The 26,676-nt window shown below is 69.6% G+C and carries 21 protein-coding genes and 1 pseudogene; 16 read left to right on the top strand and 6 right to left on the bottom strand.

Annotation, left to right across the window (positions count from 1 at the left end; all coding sequences use genetic code 11):
* Positions 1–398 precede the first annotated feature (398 nt).
* Positions 399–752, top strand: a complete 354-nt coding sequence (locus ACQEUX_RS12565) for a nuclear transport factor 2 family protein (protein ID WP_433045982.1) — start codon at positions 399–401, stop codon at positions 750–752.
* An 8-nt stretch (positions 753–760) separates the two neighbouring features.
* Here ACQEUX_RS12565 and ACQEUX_RS12560 read toward each other — a convergent pair.
* Positions 761–1,542, bottom strand: a pseudogene (locus ACQEUX_RS12560) (transposase family protein).
* A gap of 295 nt (positions 1,543–1,837) precedes the next feature.
* Here ACQEUX_RS12560 and ACQEUX_RS12555 point away from each other — a divergent pair.
* From ACQEUX_RS12555 to ACQEUX_RS12525, 7 genes are all read left to right on the top strand, one after another.
* Positions 1,838–2,557 (top strand): formate dehydrogenase subunit gamma, encoded by a 720-nt coding sequence (locus ACQEUX_RS12555; RefSeq protein WP_433045979.1) that lies wholly within the window; start codon positions 1,838–1,840, stop codon positions 2,555–2,557.
* Complete coding sequence (locus ACQEUX_RS12550; RefSeq protein WP_433045976.1) at positions 2,554–4,113, top strand: formate dehydrogenase beta subunit; 1,560 nt, start codon at positions 2,554–2,556, stop codon at positions 4,111–4,113. Before ACQEUX_RS12555 ends, ACQEUX_RS12550 begins: the two co-directional genes overlap by 4 nt.
* A complete protein-coding gene (fdhF, locus tag ACQEUX_RS12545) occupies positions 4,110–6,923 on the top strand; it encodes a formate dehydrogenase subunit alpha (RefSeq protein ID WP_433045973.1) in 2,814 nt (937 codons plus the stop codon). The genes ACQEUX_RS12550 and fdhF overlap by 4 nt, the downstream gene beginning before the upstream one ends.
* A gap of 5 nt (positions 6,924–6,928) precedes the next feature.
* Positions 6,929–7,132, top strand: a complete 204-nt coding sequence (locus ACQEUX_RS12540) for a formate dehydrogenase subunit delta (protein ID WP_433045970.1) — start codon at positions 6,929–6,931, stop codon at positions 7,130–7,132.
* Positions 7,133–7,247: 115 nt separating this feature from the next.
* Positions 7,248–8,099: a hydroxypyruvate isomerase family protein gene (locus ACQEUX_RS12535; RefSeq protein ID WP_433045967.1), complete on the top strand. Its 852-nt coding sequence runs from the start codon at positions 7,248–7,250 to the stop codon at positions 8,097–8,099.
* A 1-nt stretch (position 8,100) separates the two neighbouring features.
* Positions 8,101–8,985 carry a 2-hydroxy-3-oxopropionate reductase gene (locus ACQEUX_RS12530; RefSeq protein WP_433045964.1) on the top strand — a complete coding sequence of 295 codons (885 nt, stop codon included), beginning with the start codon at positions 8,101–8,103 and terminating at the stop codon, positions 8,983–8,985.
* 16 nt (positions 8,986–9,001) lie between these two features.
* Positions 9,002–10,147, top strand: coding sequence for a glycerate kinase (locus ACQEUX_RS12525; RefSeq protein ID WP_433045961.1), 1,146 nt, complete (start codon positions 9,002–9,004; stop codon positions 10,145–10,147).
* 84 nt (positions 10,148–10,231) lie between these two features.
* Here ACQEUX_RS12525 and ACQEUX_RS12520 read toward each other — a convergent pair whose 3' ends face one another.
* Together ACQEUX_RS12520 and ACQEUX_RS12515 are read right to left on the bottom strand one after the other, a co-directional pair.
* Entirely contained in the window at positions 10,232–11,512 is a 1,281-nt protein-coding gene (locus ACQEUX_RS12520; protein WP_433045958.1) for a molybdopterin molybdotransferase MoeA, read from the bottom strand.
* Entirely contained in the window at positions 11,509–11,754 is a 246-nt protein-coding gene (locus ACQEUX_RS12515) for a DUF6457 domain-containing protein (RefSeq protein WP_433045955.1), read from the bottom strand. Before ACQEUX_RS12515 ends, ACQEUX_RS12520 begins: the two co-directional genes overlap by 4 nt.
* 182 nt (positions 11,755–11,936) lie before the next feature.
* On the opposite strand from ACQEUX_RS12515, the gene ACQEUX_RS12510 reads away from it, so the two are divergent.
* Entirely contained in the window at positions 11,937–13,307 is a 1,371-nt protein-coding gene (locus ACQEUX_RS12510) for an OFA family MFS transporter (protein WP_433045952.1), read from the top strand.
* Positions 13,308–13,447: 140 nt separating this feature from the next.
* Positions 13,448–14,296: a formate dehydrogenase accessory sulfurtransferase FdhD gene (gene fdhD, locus ACQEUX_RS12505; protein ID WP_433045949.1), complete on the top strand. Its 849-nt coding sequence runs from the start codon at positions 13,448–13,450 to the stop codon at positions 14,294–14,296.
* A 199-nt stretch (positions 14,297–14,495) separates the two neighbouring features.
* On the opposite strand, the gene sucD is transcribed toward fdhD, so the two are convergent.
* Both sucD and sucC read right to left on the bottom strand, forming a co-directional pair.
* Positions 14,496–15,371 carry a succinate--CoA ligase subunit alpha gene (gene sucD / locus ACQEUX_RS12500; protein ID WP_433045946.1) on the bottom strand — a complete coding sequence of 292 codons (876 nt, stop codon included), beginning with the start codon at positions 15,369–15,371 and terminating at the stop codon, positions 14,496–14,498.
* A gap of 5 nt (positions 15,372–15,376) precedes the next feature.
* Entirely contained in the window at positions 15,377–16,555 is a 1,179-nt protein-coding gene (gene sucC, locus ACQEUX_RS12495; RefSeq protein WP_433045943.1) for an ADP-forming succinate--CoA ligase subunit beta, read from the bottom strand.
* Between the two features lie 391 nt (positions 16,556–16,946).
* On the opposite strand from sucC, the gene frc reads away from it, so the two are divergent.
* The 5 genes from frc to ACQEUX_RS12470 all read left to right on the top strand — a co-directional run bounded on the left by frc (position 16,947) and on the right by ACQEUX_RS12470 (position 23,739).
* Complete coding sequence (gene frc / locus ACQEUX_RS12490; protein WP_433045940.1) at positions 16,947–18,176, top strand: formyl-CoA transferase; 1,230 nt, start codon at positions 16,947–16,949, stop codon at positions 18,174–18,176.
* A 92-nt stretch (positions 18,177–18,268) separates the two neighbouring features.
* Positions 18,269–20,437: an acetate--CoA ligase family protein gene (locus ACQEUX_RS12485; protein ID WP_433045937.1), complete on the top strand. Its 2,169-nt coding sequence runs from the start codon at positions 18,269–18,271 to the stop codon at positions 20,435–20,437.
* A 151-nt stretch (positions 20,438–20,588) separates the two neighbouring features.
* Positions 20,589–22,139 (top strand): Nramp family divalent metal transporter, encoded by a 1,551-nt coding sequence (locus ACQEUX_RS12480; RefSeq protein ID WP_433045934.1) that lies wholly within the window; start codon positions 20,589–20,591, stop codon positions 22,137–22,139.
* A complete protein-coding gene (locus ACQEUX_RS12475) occupies positions 22,136–22,714 on the top strand; it encodes a hypothetical protein (RefSeq protein WP_433045931.1) in 579 nt (192 codons plus the stop codon). The genes ACQEUX_RS12480 and ACQEUX_RS12475 overlap by 4 nt, the downstream gene beginning before the upstream one ends.
* On the top strand, positions 22,711–23,739 hold the full coding sequence (locus ACQEUX_RS12470) for a TerC family protein (RefSeq protein WP_433045928.1): 1,029 nt from the start codon (positions 22,711–22,713) through the stop codon (positions 23,737–23,739). Before ACQEUX_RS12475 ends, ACQEUX_RS12470 begins: the two co-directional genes overlap by 4 nt.
* A 128-nt stretch (positions 23,740–23,867) precedes the next feature.
* On the opposite strand, the gene ACQEUX_RS12465 is transcribed toward ACQEUX_RS12470, so the two are convergent.
* On the bottom strand, positions 23,868–24,077 hold the full coding sequence (locus ACQEUX_RS12465) for a hypothetical protein (protein WP_433045925.1): 210 nt from the start codon (positions 24,075–24,077) through the stop codon (positions 23,868–23,870).
* A gap of 828 nt (positions 24,078–24,905) precedes the next feature.
* Here ACQEUX_RS12465 and oxc point away from each other — a divergent pair.
* Complete coding sequence (gene oxc, locus ACQEUX_RS12460) at positions 24,906–26,639, top strand: oxalyl-CoA decarboxylase (RefSeq protein ID WP_433045922.1); 1,734 nt, start codon at positions 24,906–24,908, stop codon at positions 26,637–26,639.
* Positions 26,640–26,676: the final 37 nt, after the last annotated feature.

Raw genomic sequence — 26,676 nt, 5'->3', positions numbered from 1 at the left:
AAAACCCCGCCCAATCTTTGACGAAGGGTGACAAGGAGCGATGAGCGCCTGGCGGTGTCTCCGCAGCTCAGCGACCACTTTCGGCAAGCAATGACAAGCTTGATTCGGTTACTGTTGGTAAGAAGGGGTCGTCGGTTCGAATCCGGCCGCCTCGACAGCGAGAGGGTTTCCGCAGGTCAGTGACCTGCGGGAGGTCTCTTTTTATTGAGCACTTTCCAACTGGTTCGCGCAGCACGGATGGTTCCTCGTTTCGGAGCAAGGTAGAGGACCCTCTCGGGTGGCCGACCGGGTCATGCCGAAGTTCGGTTGTGCCGCGAACGCCGTACTGGGCTGACATTGCCGTTCTGCCGCGAGCGAACCCGCTTGTCTTGTTGCGGGGCGCTGTAGAGGATCGGTGGATGGATCTCCATACTGCGGAACGGCAGCTCCAAGCGGCTCAGCGCGCCGCCGATGTCGAGTCCCTCGACGCGCTTCTGCACCCCCAGGTCGTGGGTGCTGGACCGGACGGCACGATTTTTACGAAGGAAGATGACCTGGAGAGCTACCGCTCGGGTGCCCTGCGAATCACTAACCTGGTGGAGGAGTCGCTCGACGTCCAGGAAGACGGTGAGACCGGGGTGACCCGCACGGTCGCTGCGGTGGCTGCCGTTCAGGGCGGTGCCGTTATGTCCGCGCGGTTGCGCTACACCCGGCTGTGGGTGCGTGAGGACGGCAACTGGCGGGTGTTGGCCGCCACCTTCGTCCCGGTCTAGTGAGCGCTTCAACTGCCGTAGGTCGGGTTCTCGATGTGGTGTAGGGCCAGGATGGCTTGCACGATCGCGGTGGCGCGGCGTGGGCAGCAGCGCAGTTTGCTCAGCAGACGCCAGGTTTTGAGGGTGGCGATGGCGCGTTCGCCGAGCGCGCGGATGCGGGCATGGGCCCGGTTCACCGCTTTCTCCCGGCGCGAGAGTCGTTGCCGTCGACGGTGCCGTTTGAACGGTGTCCGGAGGCTGCCGCCGGCGCCTTGGTAGCCGCGGTCGGCGAAGGTCATCACTTGTTCGCTGGTCAGCGTGTTGACGATGTCGTGGGTGCGGGCGGCGGTCAGGTCGTGGACGGCGCCGGGCCGGGCCGGTGAGGCCCAGACTAGGCGCCCGGCCGGGTCGGCGATGACCTGACGTTGACGCCGTGCCGCTTGTGTTCTCCGGAGTAGTACGGCTTCTGATCGGCGACGCGGTCGATCGGGATCAGGGTGCCGTCGAGGATCGCGTAGGCCAGCCGGCGGATCCGGGCCATGGCGGCGGTTAGGTCGTCTGCTGCGGCGGTGAGCAGGGTGATCGCTTCGCGGACGTAGCGCCAGGCGGTCGCGGTGCCGACGCCGAACCCGGCGGCGAGCCGGGTGAACGGGTCACCGTTGCGTAGATGCGCCGGCGCGAGCAGGGCTTGCTGGCCGGGGTTGAGGCGGCGCCAGTGTGAGCGGTGCTGGTGGCGGTGGGTGCGGATCAGGCCGGCGAGGTGGTTGAGCGTGCGGTTGGACAGGGCGATCGAAGAGGGGTAAGACAGCAACGAGGCTCCCGGTGGAGCATCTTTCTTGGTCGATTGCTTGTCTTACCGGAGCCTCACCTCAACCAGCCATCGGTACCCTCGCCCTGCCTCGGAAGCTCTCCGTCGGGCTGTCTCGGGCCTGGGTTGGGTTCCTTCGAGACTGGGACCGGTCGTTGCGCGCCGGGAACTATCCGGAGACCACTCGCTACAACTGCCTCCTCGCTGCCGCGCAGTTGGGTCGGTATCTGGGGGAGTTGTCCCCGGATTCGGACGCCGATGATGCGGCTGACGACCGTCCGCGGTGACGCGGGCGCACGTGGAGGTGTTCCAGGCCTGGATGATCGACACGCGGTCCGCGTCCACCGCGCTGAACAAGCACAAGGGGCTGCAGCAGTTCTTCCAGTGGCTTCTTGTCGACGAGCAGGCCATCGACCGCACGCCGATGGAGCGGGTGCACGGTAGCGGTAGTCGATGCCCGGGGGACGCACGTATTGCATACCGTATCCAGCACACCGTATGGTTTAGGTCGATGGATCGGCGCGAGTGGAGGTGGTTTGCCGTGGACGGTCCCGGCACGGTGGCGGATCGGGTGCGCGCGCTGGTCGCCGCGCACAGCGGCGATCGGGGGGCGTTGTTGCCGATCCTGCACCGTATCCAGGCCGAGTTCGGCTACGTCGACCAGAATGTCGTGCCGGTACTGGCGGCCGAGCTGAACCTCTCCCGGGCCGACGTGCACGGAGTGATCACCTTCTACAGCGACTTCCGGTCCGAGCCCGCCGGCCGGACCGTCGTGAAGCTCTGCCGGGGCGAGGCCTGCCAGTCCGTGGGTGCGGAGCAACTTGTGGCGCACGTCGAACAGGTGTTGGGGATCAAGCTCGGACAGACCACCCCGGACGGGTCGGTCACCCTGGAGCAAGTCTTCTGCCTCGGCAACTGCGCACTCGGCCCGGCCGGTCAGATCAACGAGCGGGTGCAGGGACGGCTCAGCCCGAGCCGGTTGGACGCACTATTGGTCACGGAAGCGGAGAGAGCATGACAGCGCCGGTCACGGTCTATGTACCCCGCGATTCCGCCGCACTCTCGGTGGGCGCGGACCTGGTCGCCGCAGAGCTGAAGCGGGTGGCCGCGGCCGCCGGCCGCCCGATCCAGGTGATCCGCAACGGCTCGCGCGGCATGCTCTGGCTCGAGCCGCTGGTGGAGGTGGTCACCGAACGCGGACGGATCGGGTACGGACCGGTCGATCCGGACCAGGTCGGCGACCTGGTGGCGGCCGGGCTGCTCGACGGTGCCGACCATGAGTTGTGCCAGGGCGTCGTGGCCCGGCTGCCGTGGCTACGCGACCAGACCCGGCTCTGCTTCGCCCGGGTCGGGATCACCGATCCACTCTCGCCCGAGGACTACCTCGCTCACGGCGGTATGGCCGGCCTACGCCGGGCGCTGCGGCTGTCGACCGACGACGTGGTCGCCGAGGTCACCGATTCGGGCCTGCGCGGCCGGGGCGGCGCGGGCTTCCCGGCCGGGATCAAGTGGAAGACCGTCGCCGACACCGCCAGCCCGGACAAATTCGTCTGCTGCAACGCCGACGAGGGTGACAGCGGAACGTTCGCGGACCGGATGCTCATGGAGGGCGACCCGTTCACCCTCGTCGAGGGGATGACGATCGCCGCGTACGCCGTCGGCGCCCAGGAGGGCTACATCTACATCCGCTCGGAGTATCCGGACGCGGTCCGGACCATGCGTCAGGCCATCGATATCGCCCGCGCCCGTGGTTGGCTCGGCGTCGACGTGCTCGGCTCCGGCGTCCGATTCGACATGCACGTACGGGTCGGAGCGGGCGCGTACATCTGCGGCGAGGAGACCGCGATGTTGGAGAGCCTGGAGGGCAAGCGCGGCATGGTCCGGGCCAAGCCGCCGATCCCGGCGATCACCGGCTTGTTCGGCAAGCCGACCGTGGTGAACAACGTACTGACGCTGGCCTCGGTCCCGACGATCCTCGCCGACGGGGCCCCGGCCTACCAGGCCCTGGGCGTCGAACGCTCGCGCGGCACCCAGGTGTTCCAGCTGGCCGGCAACATCGCCCGGGGCGGCGTCTTCGAGACCGCGTTCGGCATGACGCTGCGCGACCTGATCGAGCGGTACGGCGGCGGAACCCGGACCGGGCGGCCGGTCCGCGCGGTGCAGGTCGGCGGTCCGCTCGGTGCCTACCTGCCGGAGTCCGGCCTGGACCTGCCGCTGGAGTACGAGGCGTTCGCCTCGGCCGGCGCGATGCTCGGCCACGGCGGCATCGTGGTGTTCGACGACACGGTCGACATGGCGGCGATGGCGCGGTTTGCGATGGAGTTCTGCGCCGAGGAGTCCTGCGGCAAGTGCACGCCCTGCCGGGTCGGCGCGGTACGCGGCGTGGAAGTGATCGACCGCATCGTCGGCGGCGAGGACCCCGACGGAAACCTTGCCCTGTTGGGTGATCTGTGCGAGCTGATGACCGAGGGGTCGCTCTGTGCGATGGGCGGGCTGACGCCGATGCCGGTACGCAGCGCCCTGCAGCACTTCCCCGATGACTTCACCGCACGTTATGAGGAGGCGCGACCATGAGCCTGCTGAAGGAACACGACCTCGGCACCCCGGCGAAGCCCGGCCCGGCGACAGTCTCGGTCGAGGTCGACGGCATGCCGGTGACCGTGCCCGAGGGCACGTCCGTGATGCGCGCGGCGGCGCTGAGCGGGATCGACATCCCGAAGCTGTGCGCCACCGACAGTCTGGAGGCGTTCGGCTCCTGCCGGTTGTGCCTGGTGGAGATCGACGGCCGGCGGGGTACCCCCGCGTCGTGCACCACCCCGGTCGCCGAGGGCATGAAGGTACGGACCCAGACGCCCAAGCTGGAGAAGCTCCGCCAGGGCGTGATGGAGCTGTACATCTCCGACCACCCGCTGGACTGCCTCACCTGCTCTGCCAACGGCGACTGCGAACTGCAGGACATGTCCGGCGCGGTCGGCCTGCGGCAGGTGCGGTACGGCTATGACGGCGCCAACCACCTCGCCGAGGAGACCGATTCCAGCAACCCGTACTTCGACTTCGAGGCGTCCAAGTGCATCTCCTGTTCGCGCTGCGTGCGGGCCTGCGGCGAGGTCCAGGGCACCTTCGCACTGACCATCGAGGGGCGGGGGTTCAACTCCAAGGTCTCCGCCGGCGGCCAACCGTTCATGGACTCCGAGTGCGTCTCCTGCGGCGCCTGCGTGCAGGCCTGCCCGACGGCGACGTTGCAGGAGAAGTCGGTGATCCAGCTCGGAATGCCGAGCCGCAGCGTGGTGACGACCTGCGCGTACTGCGGGGTGGGCTGCTCGTTCAAGGCCGAGTTGCGCGGCGACGAGTTGGTCCGGATGGTGCCGTTCAAGGACGGCGGCGCCAACGAGGGGCACTCCTGCGTCAAGGGCCGGTTCGCGTTCGGCTACGCCACCCACCCGGACCGCGTGCTCACCCCGATGATCCGGGAGAGAATCACCGACGAGTGGCGTCCGGTGGACTGGGAGACCGCGATCTCGTACACCGCCGGGAGGCTGCGCGCCATCCAGGCGCGGTACGGCACCGGCGCGATCGGCGGCATAACCTCCTCGCGCACCACAAACGAAGAGGTGTATGTGGTGCAGAAGATGATCCGCGCGGCGTTCGGCAACAACAATGTGGACACCTGCGCCCGGGTCTGCCACTCCCCGACGGGGTACGGCCTGAAGCAGACCTTCGGCACGTCGGCCGGCACCCAGGACTTCCGTTCGGTCGCGAAGGCCGACGTGATCATGGTGATCGGCGCGAATCCCACCGATGGCCACCCGGTCTTCGCCTCCCGGATGAAGCGCCGGCTCCGCGAGGGCGCGAAGCTGATCGTGGTCGACCCGCGCCGGATCGATTTGGTGCGCTCGCCGCACATCGAGGCGGCACACCACCTGCAGCTCGCGCCGGGCACGAACGTCGCCGTGGTCAACGCGATGGCCCACGTCGTGCTCACCGAGGGCCTCGTCGAGCGGGAGTTCGTGGCGCAACGGTGTGAGGACTTCGACGCCTGGGCGGAGTTCATCGCCCGCCCCGAGAACAGCCCAGAGGCGGTCGAGGAATTCACCGGAGTGCCGGCTGAGGAACTGCGTGCGGCGGCCCGGCTGTACGCGACCGCGGGCAACGGCGCGATCTACTACGGTCTCGGCGTCACCGAGCACAGCCAGGGCTCGACCATGGTGATGGGGATGGCGAACCTCGCCATGGCCACCGGCAACATCGGCCGAGAGGGCGTCGGCATCAACCCGTTGCGCGGCCAGAACAACGTGCAGGGCGCCTGCGACATGGGTTCGTTCCCACACGAACTGCCCGGCTACCGGCACGTCTCCGACGACGCCGTACGCGCGGTCTTCGAGAACATGTGGGGGAGCACCCTGCTGCCCGACCCGGGGCTGCGGATCCCGAACATGTTCGACGCCGCCATCGAGGGCAGCTTCCGGGCGATCTATGTGCAGGGTGAGGACATCGCCCAGTCCGACCCCAACACCACGCACGTCACCGCCGCGCTGGCGGCGATGGACCTGGTCGTGGTGCAGGACCTGTTCCTCAACGAGACGGCCAAGTACGCCCACGTGTTCCTGCCCGGGACCTCGTTCCTGGAGAAGGACGGCACGTTCACCAACGCGGAGCGCCGGATCAACCGGGTCCGGCCGGTGATGGCGCCCAAGACCGGTAAGCACGAGTGGCAGATCGTGGCCGAGATCGCGCAGGCGATGGGCTACCCGATGCACTACGACCACCCCCGCGAGATCATGGACGAGATCGCCGCCCTCACCCCGACGTTCTCCGGTGTCTCCTTCGAAAAGCTCGACAAGTTGGGCAGCGTGCAGTGGCCCTGCAACGCCAACGCGCCCGAGGGCACGCCGATCATGCACCTCGACGGCTTCGTCCGGGGCAAGGGCCGGTTCGTGCAGACGCCGTTCGTGCCGACCCGGGAACGCAGCACCCGCAAGTTCCCGCTGATCCTGACCACTGGGCGGATCCTCAGCCAGTACAATGTGGGGGCGCAGACCCGGCGTACCGGAAACGTGGCCTGGCACCCGGAGGACGTACTCGAGATCCACCCGCACGACGCGGAGGTCCGCGGCATCGGCGACGGTGACGAGGTCAGCCTGGCCAGCCGGGTCGGCGCCACCTCGCTGCGGGCGGTGCTGTCCGACCGGATGCCGGTCGGGGTGGTCTACACGACCTTCCATCACCCGGTCACCGGCGCGAACGTGGTCACCACGGAGAACTCCGACTGGGCCACCAACTGTCCGGAATACAAGGTGACCGCGGTCCAGGTCGCTCTCAAGAGCCCGGCCACCCCGGTCGAGGCGGCCCACGCCGAGACCCGGCTAGCGGCGATGGTGGACTGAAAGTGATGTCGCCACAGGTCAGGATGGCCAACGAGATCGCCGTGCATTTCCACCACCGGGCGCCCGACGACGCGGCGCAGGCGATCGCCGAGCACATCCGCGCGTTCTGGGATCCGCGGATGCGGGCCGAGTTGCTCCGGCGGGTGCAGGCCGAGCCGGAAGCGCTCGATGCGCTCGCTCTCGCCGCCGCCCGGTTGCTCGACAGGTGACGATTGCGGCCCGGCGCGTGGCGCCGGGCCGCGACGCGGTTCGGTCGGCCCACGCCTTGACGTGCCTCCATACTGCATACAGACTACGAAGTACGCGAACCGCTAGGGAGGGCCAGTGCCCACACACCGCCTCCGCTTCGACGTGAACTGCTCAATCCTCTTCACCGAACTGCCGCTGCTGCGCCGTCCCGCGGCGGCGAAAGCCGCCGGATTCGACGCGGTCGAATTCTGGTGGCCGTTCGCCGAGGCGGTGCCGCCCTCGGCCGACGTCGACGCGTTCATCGACGCCATCCGTGCTGCCGACGTCCAGCTCGTCGGCCTCAACTTCTTCGCCGGGAACATGCCCGGCGGCGATCGCGGCCTGGTGTCCCTGCCGGCCCGGTCGGCCGAGTTCCGCGAGAACGTCTCACTGGTCGCCGCGATTGGCGCTGCCACCGGTTGCCGATCCTTCAACGCCCTCTACGGCAACCGGCTGCCCGACGCCGACCCGACCGGGCAGGACGAGGTGGCGGTGGAGAACCTCGCCGCCGCGGCGGCCGCGGTGGCCCAGATCGGGGGCACCGTGCTCGTGGAGGCAGTGAGCGGTCCGCAGCCGTACCCCCTGCGCACCGCGGCGGACGCGATCGCCGTGCTTGACCTGATGCGGGCCGAACGCGCAGTGACGAACCTGGCGTTTCTCGCCGACCTGTACCACCTCACCGTCAACGGGGACGACCTGTCCAAGGTGATCGCCGAGCACACCGAGCGGGTCGGGCACGTCCAGATCGCCGACGCCCCCGGCCGCCACGAACCAGGCACCGGCGACATCGACCTGGACGGCCACCTCGGCCGGCTCGAACAGGCCGGCTACCGCGGCTGGGTGGGCCTGGAGTACGTGCCGAGTGGACCCAGCGAGCGCAGCTTCGAATGGCTGCCCCGGGAACGCCGGGCCGCCGGGGCTGACCCGACCAACGAAGGAGATCGCTGACATGACCACCGTGGGTTTCATCGGCCTCGGCATCATGGGTCGCCCGATGGCCACCAACCTGATCATCGCCGGGTACGACGTCATCGGCTACGACCACAGCCCGGAGCGGACCGAGGCGCTGACCCGGGTCGGTGGGCAGCCTGCCTCCGGGGTGGTCGAGCTGGTGCAGAAGTCGGACATCGTCATCACCATGGTGCGGGACTCCGCGGACGTCGAGGCGGTCGCGCTCGGCGAGCAGGGCATCCTGGCCAGCGCATGCCCCGGCCAGCTCTACATCGACATGACCAGCATCCTGCCGCAGACCGCGCGGCAGGTCGCCGAGGCGGGCAAGACCTGTGGGGTACGGGTGCTGGACGCGCCGGTCAGCGGCGGCGAGGCGGGGGCGGTCGAGGGCCACCTCTCCATCATGGTGGGCGGCGAGACCGCCGACTTCGAGGCGGCGCGGCCGGTCCTCGACGTGCTCGGCGAGACGATCGTGCACGTGGGACCGCACGGCGCCGGCCAGACGGTCAAAGCGGCGAACCAGCTCATCGTGGCCGGGACCATCGAGCTCGTCGCCGAGGCGATCGTCTTCCTCGAGGCGCACGGGGTGGACACCGAGGCGGCGGTCAAGGTGCTGGCCGGTGGCCTGGCCGGCAACCGGATCCTGGACCGCAAGGCGGCCGGAATGTTGGCCCGGCAGTTCCAGCCGGGCTTCCGGGTCGACCTGCATCACAAGGACATGGGCATCGTCACCTCCGCGGCCCGGGAGGCTGGCGTCGTGATCCCGCTCGGCTCCGCGGTCGCCCAACTGATCGCCGCGCTCAAGGCACAGGGTGACGGCGGCCTCGACCACAGCGCGCTGCTCAAGCTGGTCGAGCAGCTCTCCGGCCGCTCCGCCGCCTGACCCGCGCCCCGCGGCGATGAGCTACGTACTGCTGGCGCCGGACAAATTCAAGGGCTCGCTCACCGCGGCCGAGGTCGTCCACCACCTAGCCGCCGGGCTGCGCCAGGCCCGCCCGCGGGTGGAGGTACGCGGCTTCCCGGTGGCCGATGGCGGGGACGGCACCCTCGACGCGGCGATCTCGGCGGGCTTCCGCCGGGTGCCGGTCCTGGCGACCGGGCCAACCGGCACCCTGGTGCGGACCGCGTTCGCCCGGTCCGACCGGGTGGCCGTGGTGGAGCTCGCCGACGCGTGCGGGCAGCGGCGGCTGCGCGCGGGGACGGCCAGCCCGCTCGACGCGAGCAGCTACGGCGCCGGGGAGGTGATCCGGGCAGCACTCGACCACGGCTGCCGGGAGATCGTTCTGGGGCTGGGCGGCAGTGCCAGCACCGACGGCGGTGCTGGGTTGGTCGGCGCGCTGGGGGTACGGCTGCTCGACGACCGGGGTGCCGAGCTGCCGCTTGGCGGTGCGGCGCTGCGCCGGCTGCACCGGGTCGACCTGGCCGGGTTACACCCGGCGGTCCGGCGGGCCCGGTTCGTCCTCGCCAGCGACGTGGACAACCCGCTGCTCGGGCCGGCCGGCGCGGCGGCCGTCTATGGCCCGCAGAAGGGCGCGACCGGAGCCGATATCGCCGTCCTGGAGGCTGGCCTGGCCCGTTGGTCGAAGGTGGTCTCGGCCGAGCTGGGCGTCGACGTTGCCGGGCGCCCGGGGGCCGGCGCGGCGGGCGGGGTCGGCTTCGCCGCCCTGGCCTTCCTCGGAGCCCGGTTCCGGCCCGGCATCGAGCTGCTGCTCGACCTGCTCGGCTTCGGGAAGCTTGTTGCGGGAGCCGGCCTGGTGGTCACCGGGGAGGGGTCGCTTGACGCGCAGAGCCTGCATGGCAAGGCGCCGATCGGGGTGGCGATCGCGGCCGGAGCGGCCGGCGTGCCGGCGGTGGCGGTGGCGGGGCAGGTCGGCCTCGGGCCCGACGAACTGCGGGCCGCCGGGATCCGGGCGGCCTATCCGCTCACCGACCTGGAACCGGACCCGCAGGCCTGTCTCGGTCGGGCCGCCGAGCTGGTCGAGGAGATCGCCGCGGTGCTGGCCGCCGAATGGATCGACCCGTCCGGCCGCCCGTTGAGCCGGTAGCTCCGCCCGACGGACCCCCGTGCGCCAATCCGGCAACATACTCCGCACGCCCGTTCCGCCGGTCTGATCCGGGCCGCTCCTGACTCACCGCCGGACGTTGGGCACCGGTCCTCGTCCCGCCTCGGCCGCCTCGGCGGTGCTGGCCGGAAGCACCCGGTTCGCCGCGGTGGTGGCCGCAAGCGCGTGGTCCGGCGTTGGTGCCGGAACGCCAGGCTCCGCGGCTGGTAGTGGCAGCAATTCCACCTCGGCGCCGTCCCAACCCGGCGGGACCACGGCGAGCGCGTCCGCGCGGGCCGCTCCCCACAGCGATCCAGGCCGGTCGTGGCCGACCGGGAGTAGCGAGGAGCCGACCCGGACCACCGGAACCAACCGGGTGTTCCGGTCGTGCGCGGTCACCGGTCCGGCCAGCGGGGCGGTCACCGCCTGCGGGACGGCGCGCCCGGCCAGCCGGCCGAGTAACGGTGTCAGCAGCGTCAGCGCGGCGACCAGTGCCGCGTACGGGTTGCCGGGAAGCCCGACGACGAACCGACCGTCCGGCAGGATGGCGAAGAGTTGCGGATGGCCGGGGCGGCACGCCACGCCCCGCACCGGCACCCGAGCCTGCAGCGTCTCGAGCGCGCCGCGCAGATGGTCGCCGGCTCCGGCCGAGGTGGCCCCGCAGACCACCAGGACGTCGGCGTCGGGTCGCCGCAACTCGGTGACCAGCAAAGACGGTTCGTCGGCGACCCGGGTGGCCCGGGTCAGGTCGCCACCGGCGGCCCGGACCAGGCCGGGCAGCATCGGCCCGATGGCGTCGCGGACCTGACCCGGTGCCGGTAGTCCGGCGGTGCGCAGCTCGGCCCCGGTGATCACCACGCCGACGCGGGGACGCCGGTGCACCGTCAGTGAATCGTGCCCGAGGCTGGCTGCCAGGCCGAGCACCGCGGCGGTGACGACCGTGCCGGCGGGCAGCACCTCAAGGCCGGCCGGGCAGTCCTCTCCCCGGCGTCGTACGTGCCTGCCGGACTCGATTTCGCCGGCCACCATCCGGCCCCGACGGGTCGCCTGTTCGTACGGCAGTACGGCGTCGGCCCCGTTCGGCACCACGGCCCCGGTGCCGATCTCCAGTGCGTATCCGGCCGGCAACGCGCTCGGCGGGCCCGGGTCGCCGGCCAGCACCCGTCCGACGATCGACCACGGGCCCTCGCCCGCGACGGCGTACCCGTCCATGGCGGCGGCGTCGTAGGCCGGGAGCGGGGAGAGTGCGACGAGGGGCGTCGCGAGAGCGGAGCCGACCGCGTCGGTCAGCGGCGTGGCGACCCGGTCGAGCGGGCGGCCCGCCGACCGGGCGAGATGTCGGGCCTGCTGCCAGCCGATGCCGCTCACTGCCCGGGACCCCGCTCCGGCCACTGTTGCGCGAGTTTGGTCAGCTGCGCCGCGGCGGCCGTTGGGGTGGCGCCCCGGCCGACCACCACGCCGAGCAGGAACGTGCCGAGTGGGGCCGCCGGGCGGGTTACGCCGTGCGCCACGTCCCGCGCGACGTCCAGCACCAGCCGCTGGTCCAACACCGCCGGGTCGAGGCCGAGTTCGTCGATCGCCTGCCGGGTCCAGTCGTCCAGGATGCTCATGAAGCCGCCTCTCTTCGTTCGCCGGCACCATGCGGGTCCGTCGTACGTGGCATGCGGACTCGCTCGTTGGGCTCGCTCATGACGCCACCTCGCTCCGCTGCTCGATCTGGACACCCGTGCGTCCCATGGGAGAGAATAGTGAAGCCAACATACAGTATACAGTAATCGTTTGGAGGCACCAGATGAGCGGCTCCACCAGCGACACAGCGGTGCGCGAGATCACCGACTTCTATGGTCGGCGCTACCGGGTCGGCGAGAGCGACCAGGCCCTGTTGGGCCGGTCCCGGGCGTGGATGGTGGGGCTGCCCTGGGCCGCGATGTTGGCGGTCAGCCTGTTCCAGTACGGCTTCGGCGCTGCCCTGCCCACCCTGGCCGCGGCGAACGGCTGGAGTCTGTGGCAGGCCTTCGCCGTGCTCGGGCTCTGGGTCGTCTGCCAGGCGGCGAGTTCGCCGCTCGGGGGATGGCTGTACCGGCGGCAGCGGCGACGGCTCGCCGTTCCGATGCTCGCCGGGGCGGCCTGCTGCCTGACCGCCCTGGTCACCCTGGCACACAGCGGCGACCTGCGTGCCGTGCTGCTGGGCTACTCGGTGCTGGGCGGCGTCGGTGCCGGCCTGGTCTACATGACCTGCATCGCCACCGTGACCGAGTGGTTCCCCGAGCGGATCGCCGGCAGGGTTGCGGTGGTGAGCGCAGCGTTCGGGTATGGCGCAATCCCGTTCGTTGTCCTCGCTGGTCACGTCCTCGCCCCGGCGAACCGTACGGCCCTGCTGGACGGCACGGCCCTGACCGTGTTCGCCGTCGTGGCGCTCTGCGGCCTGCTGATGCGCAAGCCGCCGAAGAACTGGTGGCCGGCACACATCGACCCGCAGCGGTGGGCGGTCGACCGGCGACTCAACCGGAGCATCCCGCGCAACCGCCCCGCCGCCCGGCCCTTCCCACCGAGGGCGGCGGTCCGCAGCGGCATGCTGCCGATGATGTTCGTGGTCGTGGTGCTCACCGCGGCCATGGCGCTGTTCGACATCGCCTATCTCGCCGGCGCCGCGTACACCCAGGGCCTGCCGTCGCTGACCCTGGTCGCCGCGATCGGCGTGCTGGCCGCGGCGAACGGCGTCGGGCGGGCGGTGACCAGTTCGCTCTCCGACCGGATCGGCCGGCGCGTCACCCTCGGCCTCTCCCTGCTGGTCGGCGGCGTGGCCCAGTTCGGCCTGCTCGCCGCGGCGACGAACGGCAACCACCCGGTGGCCGTGGTGGGTTTCGCCGCGCTCGCCGGCGCGGGCACCGGTGCGGGCTACTCGCTGCTGGTGAGCCTGGTACGCGACTGGTTCGGGGACGACGCGACCGTAGCGAACTACGGGATCGTCTACACCGGCAAGGCGATCGGCGGGCCGGGCGGGATCCTGCTCGCCGGGCTTGTCGTGACGACCCCGGACTCCTTCGTACCGTTCGTGGTCGCCGGGTGTTTCGGCCTCCTCGGCGCGGCGCTGACCCGTTGGATGCGCCAGCCGGGCCGGGCCGTCGTACCACTGCCCTCGCCGGTCGTCCACCGGTTCTGACGAGCGCGGTCGCGGCGGGGGCGGCAGCGGGCCGACCTGGGCCGACCGTCGGGTGGGCGACGTTCGCCCGGCGCAACGATGGGCACCGCCCGGCGGCATTCGTGACGCTGGACGGTGGTTGACGAGGAGGTGGTGGCGGGATGGGACGGGTAACGAGTCGGCGTCGGGTGGTCCGGATCGTCGATGGCGTGGTCACTGAGCCGGTCGACACCCTGGCGGCCGAGGAGCCCCTGGAGATCCGGGTCAACGGGCGTTCGCTGGTGGTGACCATGCGGACTCCGGGCGACGACTTCGACCTGGCGGCAGGGTTCCTGGTGAGCGAGGGTGTGGTCCGTCACGGTCAGGACATCGCCGGCATCCGGTACTGCGCGGGCGCCACGGTGGACGGGATCAACACCTACAACGTGGTCGACGTGGTGCTGGCCGGCGGCGTGGCGCCGCCGGACCCATCGCTGGAACGTAACTTCTACACCACCTCGTCGTGCGGGCTCTGTGGCAAGGCCAGCCTCGACGCGGTGCGTACGGTGGCGGTGTGGTCGGTCGCGGACGACCCGCTACGGATCGATGCCGCTGTGGTCAGCACGCTGCCCGACACGCTGCGCACCGCACAGCGGGTCTTCGACCGCACCGGGGGCCTGCACGCCGCGGGACTCTTCTCCGCCGACGGGCGAATGCGCTGCCTGCGGGAGGACGTCGGCCGGCACAACGCGGTCGACAAGGTCGTCGGCTGGGCGCTGCGCGACGGCCAGGTGCCGCTGCGCGAGAGCATCCTGATGGTCAGCGGGCGAGCCTCGTTCGAGCTGGTGCAGAAGGCGGTGATGGCCGGCATCCCGGCCCTGGCGGCGGTCTCCGCGCCGTCCTCGCTCGCCGCGGACCTGGCCGAGGACGCCGGGCTGACCCTGATCGGCTTCCTGCGCGGCGCGTCGATGAACGTCTACGCCGGCGCACACCGCCTGACCCAGCGCGCCCGCACCTCTGCCACCGGCTGACCACCACCTGACCCCGAGCCCAACTATGGCGATGAAGGGATCGGTGACGCGAGATGCCGGTCGCGCTGGCACCGATTCCTTGATCGCCGGGTCGGCGGCGAGCCGGGCCGGGGTCCGGACGGAGGTGTCGGACTCCGCCCGGACCGGCGCCGGACTCACGCCCCGGACGCCCGGAGGCCCACGGTCAACCGGCGGCCGGTCAGCGCGCGAGCAACGTCTCGCGCATCAGTGCGGCGGTCTCGGACGGCGTCCTGCCGACCCTGACCCCGGCTGCCTCCAGGGCCTCCTGCTTGGCCAGGGCGGTCCCGGACGACCCGGAGACGATCGCGCCGGCGTGGCCCATCGTCTTGCCTTCCGGAGCGGTGAAGCCGGCGACGTAACCGACCACCGGCTTGCTGATGTTGGCCTTGACATACGCCGCGGCGCGTTCCTCCGCGTCCCCGCCGATCTCGCCGATCATCACGATCGCGTCGGTCTCGGAATCATCCTCGAACGCCTGGAGGCAGTCGATGTGAGTGGTCCCGACGATCGGGTCGCCGCCGATGCCGACGCAGGTGGAGAAGCCGAAGTCACGCAGCTCGTACATCATCTGGTAGGTCAGCGTGCCGCTCTTGCTGACCAGGCCGATCCGACCGCGCTTGGTGATGTCGGCCGGGATGATGCCGGCATTGGACTGGCCGGGGCTGATCAGGCCCGGGCAGTTCGGCCCGATGATCCGGGTCGCGTTGCCGGTGGACCGGGCGTATGCCCAAAACGTCGCGGTGTCGTGCACCGGGATGCCCTCGGTCAGCACAACCGCCAGGCTCAGCCTGGCGTCGATCGCCTCGATCACCGCGGCCTTGGCGAACCGCGGCGGCACGAAGACCACCGACACGTCGGCCCCGGTCGCCCGGACCGCTTCGGTGGCGCTGTCGAAGACCGGGATCCCGTCGACGTCCTGGCCGCCCTTGCCCGGGGTGACCCCGGCGACGATGTTCGTGCCGGCCGCGACCATCCGTCGGGTGTGCCGGGTCCCCTCGTTGCCGGTGATGCCCTGCACCAGCACCCTGCTCTTCTCGGTGAGAAAGATTGCCATGGCTGTCATGCCCCCTTGCCGGCCAGTTCGGCGGCGAGCCGCGCCGCACCGTCCATCGTGTCTTCGGTCCGTACGCCGTCGAGCGCGGCTTCGGCGAGGATCCGCCGCCCTTCCGCCGCATTGTTGCCGTCCAACCGGACGACCAGGGGCTTGCTGATCGTCTCGCCTCGACTGGTGAGCAGCTCGACCGCCCGGACGATGCCGTTGGCGACGGCGTCGCAGGCGGTGATCCCGCCGAAGACGTTGACCAGGACGCTGCGTACGTCGGGATCGCCGAGGATGATCTCCAGGCCGTTCGCCATTACCTCGGCCGAGGCCCCGCCGCCGATGTCGAGGAAGTTGGCTGGCTTGACCCCGCCATACTGCTCGCCGGCGTAGGCCACCACGTCGAGGGTGCTCATCACCAGGCCGGCGCCGTTGCCGATGACGCCGACCTCGCCGTCGAGCTTGACGTAGTTCAGGTGCTTCTCGGCGGCCCTGACCTCGAGAGGGTCGGTGGCGCTGACGTCGACGAACTGTGAGTGCCCGGGTTGGCGGAACCGGGCGCTGTCGTCGAGGGTCACCTTTCCGTCCAGCGCCCTCACCGTGCCGTCGGCGAGCCGGGCCAGCGGGTTGATCTCGACCAGGGTGGCGTCTTCCTTGCGGAACACGTCCCAGAGGCGGAGCAGGATCTCGGCCACGTCGCCGTGGAGGTCCTCCGGCAGGCCGGCGTCGGCGGCCAGCCGCAGCGCGCTGTCCCGGTCGAGTCCGCCGGCCGGGTCCACCTGGAGTCGGACCAGCGCGTCCGCCTTCTCGGCGGCCACCCGTTCGATGTCGACGCCGCCTTCGGCCGAGACGAGGGCGAGGAAGGCACGGTTGGACCGGTCGAGCAGGAACGATGCGTAGTACTCGTCGACGATCTCGCTGGCTTCGGTGACCAGGACCTTGTGGACGGTGTGCCCCTTGATGTCCATGCCCAGGATCGCGGCCGCGACCTCGCACGCTGCGTCCGGGCCGTCGGCCAGCCGGACCCCGCCGGCCTTGCCCCGGCCGCCGGTCTTCACCTGAGCCTTCACCACCACGCGGCCGCCGATTTCGGCGGCGGCCGCGTAGGCCTCGTCGGGGGTCGTGGCGACGTGGTTCCGGCTGACCGGTACGCCGTGCTTGGCGAAGAGTTCCTGTGCCTGGTGCTCCAACAGATCCACCGGGCCTCCCTTCTTCTCAACATTCGGTGGAGTTTTGCGCCAGCGCGGTGGGGCGCAGAAACCGGTAGCGGGACATCGGGACCGGACGTGGAGGTGGGACGCAGGGGTGGTGCGGGCGGACGTGGGCGGTGGTCCGCCGCGTCGGACGTCGTCGAGCCTGGTCCGCGCCGGTGATCGGGGCCGGTCTGCCGGTCCACCGAAGGCTTCCGCGAAAACGTCCCGCTATCCCCTAGACACTTCACTGTTACATGCGCCACGATATTGCCTACCCCATACGGTATGCAATCCCCAAAAGTTTGGGGGAGGGGTCGGGGCATAGGTCCACGGCAGCGGCGACAGACGCGACTTCACGACCAGCAACGCACGTCGATTCGCGCACAGGAGGTTGCTCATGGGTAAGGCACTCGAGGGCGTTCGAATCCTCGACATGACGCACGTACAGTCCGGTCCCTCATCCACCCAGATCCTGGCGTGGCTGGGCGCGGACGTCATCAAGTTGGAGGCTCCCGGGCAGGGTGACATCACCCGTACCCAGCTGCGCGACCTCCCCGACGTCGACAGCCTGTACTTCACGATGCTGAACGCCAACAAGCGGAGTATCACGCTCAACATGAAGAACCCGAAGGGCAAGGAGGTCTTTGCCAAGCTGGTGTCCGAAGTGGACATACTGGTGGAGAACTTCGGCCCCGGCGTCGTAGAGCGCTTCGGGTTCCCGTGGGAGCGGCTACAGGAGATCAACCCCGGCCTGGTGTACGCCTCCATCAAGGGCTTTGGGCCCGGCCGATACGCGAACTTCAAGGCGTACGAGGTGATCGCCCAGGCGATGGGCGGGGCGATGAGCACCACCGGCTTCGAGGACGGGCCGCCGACCGCCACCGGTGCCCAGATCGGCGACTCGGGCACCGGCATCCACCTGGTCGCCGGCATCCTGGCCGCGCTGTACCAGCGCACCCAGACGGGGCGCGGCCAGCGGGTCCAGGTCGCCATGCAGGACGCGGTACTCAACCTGTGCCGGGTCAAGCTGCGTGACCAGCAGCGGCTGACCCACGGGCCGCTGGGGGAGTACCCCAACGACAGCTTCGGCGAGGCGGTGCCCCGCTCTGGCAACGCCTCCGGCGGCGGCCAGCCCGGCTGGGCCGTACGCTGCGCCCCGGGCGGGCCGAACGACTACATCTACGTGATCATCCAGCCCGTCGGCTGGCAGCCGATCACCGAGCTCATCGGCCGGCCGGAGCTCGCCGACGATCCGGCGTGGAACACACCGCAGGTGCGGCTCTCCAAGCTCGACAAGGTGTTCGCGCTGATCGAGGAGTGGACCGAGCGGCACTCCAAGCAAGATGTGATGGAGAAGCTCAACGCCTACAACATCCCGTGCGGGCCGATCCTGTCGACCAAAGAACTGATCGAGGACGAGACCCTGGCCGACCTCGGCTCGGTGGTCGAGGTCGACCACCCCGAACGCGGCCCGTACAAGACCGTCGGCAATCCGATCAAGCTCTCCGACTCGCACGTCGACGTCGAGCGCTCGCCACTGCTCGGCGAGCACACCCAGCAGGTGCTCGGCCACCTCGGCTATACCGAGGAGCAAATCAACGAGCTTCGCGTCTCGGGCGCCATCTGACGAACGCCGTGAATCACCCGGTCCGCCGTTTCGAAACCGCGATTGCCCGATCCGCCGGAACGTGGCGGAGGCGTTCCAAAGGAGACGATGACATGTCATTGAACGACGTCAGCTACGACCGCAAGACCGTGCGGCGGGTGCTCGACCAGGCCCATGCGGAGGGGCGCAACTCGCTGACCGCTCCCGAGGGCCGGCTGGTGGTCGAGGCGTACGGGATCGCCACGCCACGCGAAGGGCTGGCCACCACCGCCGCCGACGCGGCGGCCCTGGCCGAGGAGATCGGCCTGCCCGTGGTCCTGAAGATCGTCTCACCGGACATCCTGCACAAGACCGAAGCCGGCGGCGTGCTGGTGGGGTTGGCGACGGCGGCGGAGGTGGCCGCCGGGTTTGACACCATCATCGCGAACGCGGCGACGTACAACACCGACGCCAAGATCGTCGGCGTGCAGGTGCAGCAGCAGCTCAACGCCGGCCACGAGGTGATCGTCGGCACGGTCACCGACCAGACCTTCGGCAAGTTGGTCGCCTTCGGACTCGGCGGCGTGCTGGTCGAGGTGCTCAAGGACGTCACGTTCCGACTCGCCCCGACCGACACGAAAACCGCGCTGTCGATGATCGACGGGATCGCCGCGGCCGAGATCCTGCGCGGCGTACGCGGTGCCGAGCCGGCCAACCGGGTGATCCTGGCCAACCTCATCGTCCGGCTCTCCCACCTGGTCACCGACTTCCCGGAGCTTGCCGAGGTCGACCTCAACCCGGTGCTGGCGACCGCGACCGGGGCGACCGCGGTGGACGTCCGGATCCTGGTCGACCCGCGCGCCGCCGAGCAGCCGGAACGCTTCTCCGACGAGGAGATCCTGGCCAGCATGACCCGGATCATGCGGCCGGCGTCGGTCGCGGTGATCGGTGCCTCCGCGGAAGTCGGCAAGATCGGCAACTCGGTGATGCGGAACCTGGTGAACGGCGGCTACCAGGGGGAGATCTACCCCATCAACCCCAAGGCCACTGAGATCTTGGACCGCAAGGCGTTCCGCAGCATCGGCGACGTACCCGGTCCGGTCGACGTCGCGGTCTTCGCGATCCCGGCCAAGTTCGTCCCGCAGGCGCTGGCCGAGGTCGGCGCCAAGGGGGTGGCCGGGGCAATTCTGATCCCGTCCGGCTTCGGTGAGACCGGCAACCACGAGTTGCAGGCCGAGGTGGTCGCGATCGCCCGCCAGTACGGCGTACGGATCCTTGGCCCGAACATCTACGGCTACTACTACACGCCGGAGCGCCTCTCCGCGACGTTCTGCACACCGTACGACGTCAAGGGCGGAGTGGCGCTCTCCTCGCAGAGCGGCGGCATCGGGATGGCCATCCTTGGGTTCAGCCGGTCCGCCGGGATGGGGGTCTCCTCGATCGTCGGGGTGGGCAACAAGGCGGACATCGACGAGGACGACCTGCTGACGTTCTTCGAGAGCGACCCGAACACGCAGCTCATCGCGATGCACCTGGAGGATCTCAAGGACGGCCGGTCGTTCGCCCGGACCGCCAAGCGGGTGTCGGCGACCAAGCCGGTCCTGGTGCTCAAGGCCGGTCGTACCGACCAGGGCGCCAAGGCGGCCAGCTCGCACACCGGCGCGCTGGCCGGCAACGACAAGGTTTACGACGACATCCTGCGGCAGAGCGGCGTGATCCGCGCGCCGGGTCTCAACGACCTGCTCGAGTACGCCCGCGGCATCCCGCTGCTGCCCACCCCGCAGGGCGAGAACGTCGTCATCATCACCGGCGCCGGCGGTTCCGGCGTGCTGCTCTCGGACGCCTGCGTGGACAACCAGCTGACCCTCATGGAGATCCCGCCGGACCTCGACGAGGCGTTCCGCACGTTCATCCCGCCGTTCGGTGCGGCCGGCAACCCGGTGGACATCACCGGCGGCGAGCCGCCGTCGACGTACCGAAACACCATCGCACTCGGCCTCGCCGACCCGCGCATCCACTCGCTGATCCTCGGCTACTGGCACACCATCGTCACCCCGCCGATGGTCTTCGCCGAGCTGGTGGTCGACGTGGTCGAAGAGTTCCGGAGCAAGGGCATCCACAAGCCCGTCGTCGCCTCGCTCGCCGGCGACGTGGAGGTCGAGGAGGCCAGCGAACACCTGTACCGGCACGGCATCGTCGCCTATCCGTACACCACGGAGAAGCCGGTCGCCGTCCTCGGTGCGAAATACCGTTGGGCCCGGTCCGCCGGACTGCTTGCCGACGGCGAGTCGGTCGATCGCTGAGCAGTGTGTGACCGTGCCACGGCAGGCCACTGGAGTGGCGAGTAGCGACACGTCGAACGCTCCCGCTCCAGGGGTCGAACGGGTACACCTGTCGGACCCGGAACCGTCCTGAAGGGTTTGACATCCCCACAGGTCCCCGAGGAGGTCCAGCGTGGACACTTCGCACACCCCTAATCCCGGCCAACAAACAACCGACGCACCGCCACCAACCGGTGGCGCCATTCCCGAGCAACGGGCCGGCGCCGGTACCGGCATCGCGGCCGACGAGCGAGTATGGCGGGCCGGCAAGCTCGAACCGATGCCCATCCGAGAACTGCCCGAGGCGCCGCCGTCGATCCATCTACTCGGCCCGACCGTGTTCCTCGTCGCGCTCGGCGTGGGCATGGGCGAGGCGTACATGTGGCCCCGCCTGGTCCTGGTCTTCGGCCCGGAGATCCGCTGGCTGTTCCTGATCGGCGTGACGCTGCAGGCGTTCGTCATGCTGGAGATGGCCCGGTACGCGATGGCTACCGGGGAGAGCATCTTCTTCGGCGCTGCCCGGGTGTTCAAACCACTGATGTGGTTCTTCTTCGCGGTGGCGATCCTCGTCTACATCTGGCCGGGCCATCTGTCGACCGGCGCGGCGGCGTTCGAGGAAGTGACCGGCATACCCTGGGTCGTCACGGCCTGTATCGGTCTGATCCTGGTGGGCATTGTGTTCAGCCTGGCATCGGTCATCTACCCGCTGCTGGAGGGCCTGCTGGGCATCCTCATCGGCGTGCTCGTGATCGGTACGTCGGTGGCGGCCTCGCTGGTCGGCCGGTGGAGCGACGTCACCAGCACGCTCAGCGGCATGTTCCAGTTCGGCTACCTCCCGGACGAGGCGATGTCGGCGGCGTGGTTCCCGGTCCTGGTCGGCGCGATCGCGTTCGCGGGGCCGTCCGGCATGCAGCAGATGTGGTACACGCTGCACCTGCGGGACTCCGGTGCCGGCATGGGCGCACACATCCCAAAGATCCGGGGCCTGCGGCACGCTGGCGAGCAGGAGGTCATGCCCTCGCGTGGCTTCATGTTCGACACCGACAACCCGCAGGAGATGAAGAAGTGGCGGGCCTGGCGGCGGTGGGTGACCTTCGACGCCGTGCTGCTCTTCTGGGGCGTCACCATGCTGGTCACCATCTCGTTCACCGTGCTCGCCCAGACCGCCGCGCGGGAGAACCCGAACGTCGGTGACGTGATCCGCGGTGGTGACCGGGAGGCGTCGCTGACCGCGATGGCGGATGCCTTCGCCTCGGCCGGCGCGCCGGTCCTGCACGGGGTCTTCCTCGGATTCATCGCGTTGATCGGCCTGAACGCCACCCTCGGCCTGTTCGACTCGTTCTCCCGGGGCCAGGCCGACATGACGTACCACTTCGTACCCGGCGCGAAGCGGTTCAGCATGTCGAAGCTCTACGCCGGCTTCCTGTGGGGGGTCATCGCGTTCGGCATCCTGATCCTGAACTTCGGCCCGGCCGACGGTCCGGGCGCGATCCTCGACGTGCTGGCGTTCCTCTCCACCTTCGCGATGGGCGCGTACTGCATCGTGCTGCTGCTGGTGAACAACCGGATGCTGCCCAAGCCGATTCGCCCGGGCATCGTGCAGAACCTGGTGATCGGCTTCGGTGCCCTGTTCTACCTCGGCATGCTGGTCTACAGCCTGATCGAGTTCGGCGTGGTCATATGAGCGGCAACCGGTTGCGTCAGTCCGGCGAACTCGCCCTGCCGGGTGCCGGCATCGGGGTGATCGCCGGGGTGGCCGTCGTCGGACTGGCCCTGCTGGTGGGCCAGCCCGTCGGCTGGTCGGTCACCGCCGGCGTGGCGCTCGGCCTGCCGCTGGCGCTCTTCGGCGGCGGGTTCGGACTGTTGCTGGCGTCCGGCGTGATCTCGCCGGGTGTGTTCGCCCCGGCGGCGCTCTATTGGCTCGTCGGGTTCCCCCTCGCCCGGCTGCTGCACGAAGGGCTGGCCGGCCTGCTCATCGCGGGCCGGCCGGCCCTGCCGCCGGACGTCCTCGGGTTTCTCGCCTACCAGGCGATCGTCAGCCTCGGCTTTGCGATCGGGTTCAGCTGGCTGCACGAGCGGATCGCGCCGGGTTGGTTGCGGCGCATCCGGCACCGCAACCCGCGGGCCGAGCGGCTGTATGTCTTCTACCTGCGTCACGCGGAGGCGCAGTGGAAGGCCCGGGAGAGCCGTCGGCAGACCCGTGCCGTCGCGCGGAGTCCGGGCCGCCCGCCCCTGCTTCGTTCCAAGGGAGAGTCATGAATCTGCCGGTCTGGGTGTGGGCCGTAACGATTATCGGTTTCCTGGTGATGATCGCCGTCGACTTCTACCTGGTCGCCCGGAACCCTCGTGACCCGTCATTTCGGGAGTGCGTCGCCTGGGTGTCCTTCTACGTGCTCGCCGCGGTGGCCTTCGGGATCGTCCTGACGACCACCGCCGGCACCGGCTACGGCGGGCAGTTCTTCGCCGGTTGGCTCACTGAGTACTCGCTCAGCGTGGACAACCTGTTCGTCTTCGTCATCATCATGAGCCGGTTCGCGGTGCCTGTGCAGTACCGGCAGAAGGTGCTGCTCATCGGCATCGTGCTGGCGCTGGTCATGCGGGGCTTCTTCATCGCCGTGGGCGCCCAGGCCATCACCCGGTTCGACTGGCTGTTCTACCTCTTCGGCGCGTTCCTGATCTACACCGCGATCAAGCTGGTCGGGCCGCAGCAGGAGGACGAGTTCTCCGAGAACGTCGCGCTGCGTACGGCACGGCGGATCCTGCCCACCACGGACACGTACCGGGGCTCCTCGGTGTTCGCCCGGGTGGACGGACGGCTGCTGGTGACCCCGATGTTGATCGTCATGGTCGCCATCGGTACCACCGACCTGCTGTTCGCGCTCGACTCAATTCCGGCGATCTTCGGGCTGACCCAGGAGCCGTACCTGGTTTTCACCGCGAACACGTTCGCGTTGATGGGGCTGCGGCAACTCTACTTCCTGATCGGTGGCCTGCTGGACCGGTTGGTGTACCTCAGCAAGGGGCTGGCGTTCATTCTCGCCTTCATCGGCGTCAAGCTCATGCTGGAGGCGCTGCATCACGACGGCTTCGACTGGGCGCCCGAGGTACCGATCGCGGTCTCGCTCGGCGTCATCGTCGGCACCCTGGTCGTCACCACCGTCGCGAGTCTGGCGAAGTCACGACGGGATCAAGTCGGGCAGGCCGCCGGCCCGCCCGTGGGCGCGGGGCCGGAGGCGGCGGCAGGAGCCGAGGAGCCTGTGGTCGCAGACCGGCCGACGCACTGAGGCATCTGGTGTTCCCTGCCGGTCCCGGGTCGTCCTTCGGGGATCGTTCCCGAGGGACGACCCGGTGCTGGTCCGGCTCCGCCGGAGGTCCTTGGGGCAGTGTGGCCGGCGGGACCTCCGGCGGGTGGTCAGACCTTTGTGAGGTCCCCGTCCGTGGCGGAGCCCCGGAGGAATCGCTCGATCTCCGCATCGGTCGGTCGGGCGGCCCGACGCTGGGCCTCCAGCGCGGTCGCCAGGCCGAGGCCGAGGGAGCGTCCGTCCGCGGAAGACCCGGCGGGCAGGGCCAGCCGGTCCGTGAGCCGGATCAGGGATTGCGCGAACGTTCGCCGCATGGTCATGACATCACCTCTGACTTGTTGGGACTTCCCGGGAAACGACGCTTCCCGGGGACCGTGCGCACGGGGTCGACGGCTACGGCTGGACGGCCCCGTGGTCCGGCAGGACACCCGGGTGTGCTCGGTGGGGCCGGGCACGTCTCGGGTCGCCGGATCGGCCGTCGACACCGTGCATGCGGTGGCGGCCGGTCTCTTGCTGGTCTGGTGACGAGCGGAGCACCAGCCGCGGCGGGCGGGCCGGGGGCGCGTCGTTGCGCCTCGACAGCGCGGTGACAAGGGAATCAACGTTCCACAGTGGTGGCTTACCCCGCGAGTTCTCACCACAAACCTGCTTCGTGCTCGTCTCAACCAGCCCCTCTCAGGATACAAGCTTCGGTATACAAAAGACGATCTAGTGACCAAAGCCACCTGGCCCGGCCGACCGCGCCCGGCTGCGAGTGCCGCCCAGGCGGCCGGGGACTCCCGCCGTCGGGCGAGCGTGCCGGGTTGCCGGGCGACCGCCAACGGTGGCCGTGCAGAGGTGACTGGGCAGGTCAGGCGAGGTGCGGAGGTCATCGGGCGGCGTGTTGGGCGACCGGTGTCGCCGCCGGCTGCGCGGAAAACGTCTTGCAGCCCCCTAGACACCTGCTGTCACATGGTCCAGGATTATTGCCTACCACATACGGTATGCAGTCTTAGAGGACAGTAAATAGGGGAGGGACGTCGCTTCCCGTGCGCGCTCCGGCGCAATGCCCGTCGTCGTCGCCGTCGCCGGCCAGGCCACCCTCGACGATCGACCGGCAGATGAATACTGTATGCAGAGGTCCACGACCATGATGGAGGACTCTGATCATGACCATCACTTCCGTCCGAGAATCAGAAGCTGGCGGCGTCGTAAGTGCGGAGAAACTCACCGACGGGATCCATCTCGTCGTCGATGCGCTCAAGCTCAACGAGGTTGACGCCATCTATGGCGTCGTCGGCATCCCCATCACTGACCTGGCCCGCCTGGCGCAGGCGTCCGGCATCCGCTTCATTGGCTTCCGGCACGAGAGCGCCGCGGGGCACGCGGCGGCGGCGGCCGGGTTCCTGACGAAAAAGCCGGGAATCTGCCTGACGGTGTCCGCTCCGGGATTCCTCAACGGGCTGGTAGCCCTTGCCAACGCCACCGTGAACTGCTTCCCGATGGTGCAGATCTCCGGCTCCAGCGAGCGGCACCTCGTCGATCTGCAGCGGGGCGACTATGAGGAGATGGACCAGCTGGCGGCGGCTCGACAGTTTGCCAAAGCGGCATACCGCGTACACCGGGCGGAAGACATCGGCCGCGGCGTGGCCCGCGCGATCCGCACTGCCGTGTCCGGACGACCGGGAGGGGTCTACCTCGACATCCCGGCCGCGGTCCTCGGTGAGGTCATCGATGCGGATCTGGGCGCGGCGTCACTGTGGCGGGTCGTCGACCCGGCACCGCGTCAGGTGCCCGAACCCGCGGCCCTGGACCGCGCGATCGAACTGCTCGCGAGCGCTCAGCGGCCGCTCGTCGTGCTCGGCAAGGGCGCTGCGTACGCGCAGGCGGACGAACAGATCCGCCAGTTCATCGAGCTTACCGGCGTGCCCTACCTGCCCATGTCGATGGCGAAGGGACTGCTGCCCGACGACCACGCGCAGTCGGTAGCCAGCACCAGGTCACTAGCCTTGCGCCGGGCCGACGTCGTGATGCTCGTCGGTGCGCGGCTGAACTGGCTGCTCGGACACGGCGAGGCACCGCAGTGGAGTTCCGACGCCAAGTTCATCCAGGTGGACATCGCCAGCACCGAGCTGGACAGCAACCAGCCTATTGCGGCGCCCCTCGTCGGTGACGTCGGTTCGGTGATGCAGTCCCTGATCGAACGGACCAAACCTGGCCAGATCGCGGTCCCGGCACAGTGGCGGGACGAGCTTTCGGCCCGCTCTGCGGAGAACGTCGGCAAGATGGCCAAGCGCCTCAAGGCCGCCGAAACGGCACACCCGATGAAGTTCCTGGGCGGGCTGCAGGCCATCCGCGATGTCCTGCGGGAGAACCCGCAGGTATATGTCGTCAACGAGGGCGCCAACGCACTGGACCTGGCGCGCAACACGATCGGTATGCAGGTGCCGCGGCACCGCTTGGACAGCGGCACCTGGGGCGTGATGGGCATCGGCATGGGTTTCGCGGTCGCCGCCGCGGTCGAGACCGGAGACCCGGTCGTCGCCATCGAGGGCGACAGTGCGTTCGGGTTCAGCGGCATGGAGCTAGAGACGATTTGCCGCTACAACCTGCCCGTCGTCACGGTCGTGCTGAACAACGGCGGCGTCTACCGCGGCGACGGTGCGTCCGCGTCCGCAGACCCGGCACCGACCGTCCTCAGGGCCCGCCATGATCTCATGATCGCCGCATTCGGAGGCAGGGGCTATCGGGCGACAACGCCGGCGGAGGTCGCCGCCGCCCTGCGCGAGGCCCTGGCGCTGCGCCAGCCCGCGCTCATCGACTGCGTCATCGACCCCACCGACGGAACCGAGAGCGGCAACATCGCCCACCTCAACCCCAAGGGCATCACGGTCCAGCGGTGAGGACGATCGGCTACCCCCCTTACCCACAGTGCCGGCG

This window comes from Micromonospora sp. CA-259024 (genome assembly GCF_050936255.1).
Taxonomy (GTDB): Bacteria; Actinomycetota; Actinomycetes; order Mycobacteriales; family Micromonosporaceae; genus Micromonospora.
Note: the sequence above shows the minus strand (reverse complement) of the source record. Positions and strands in the feature narration are given on the sequence as shown.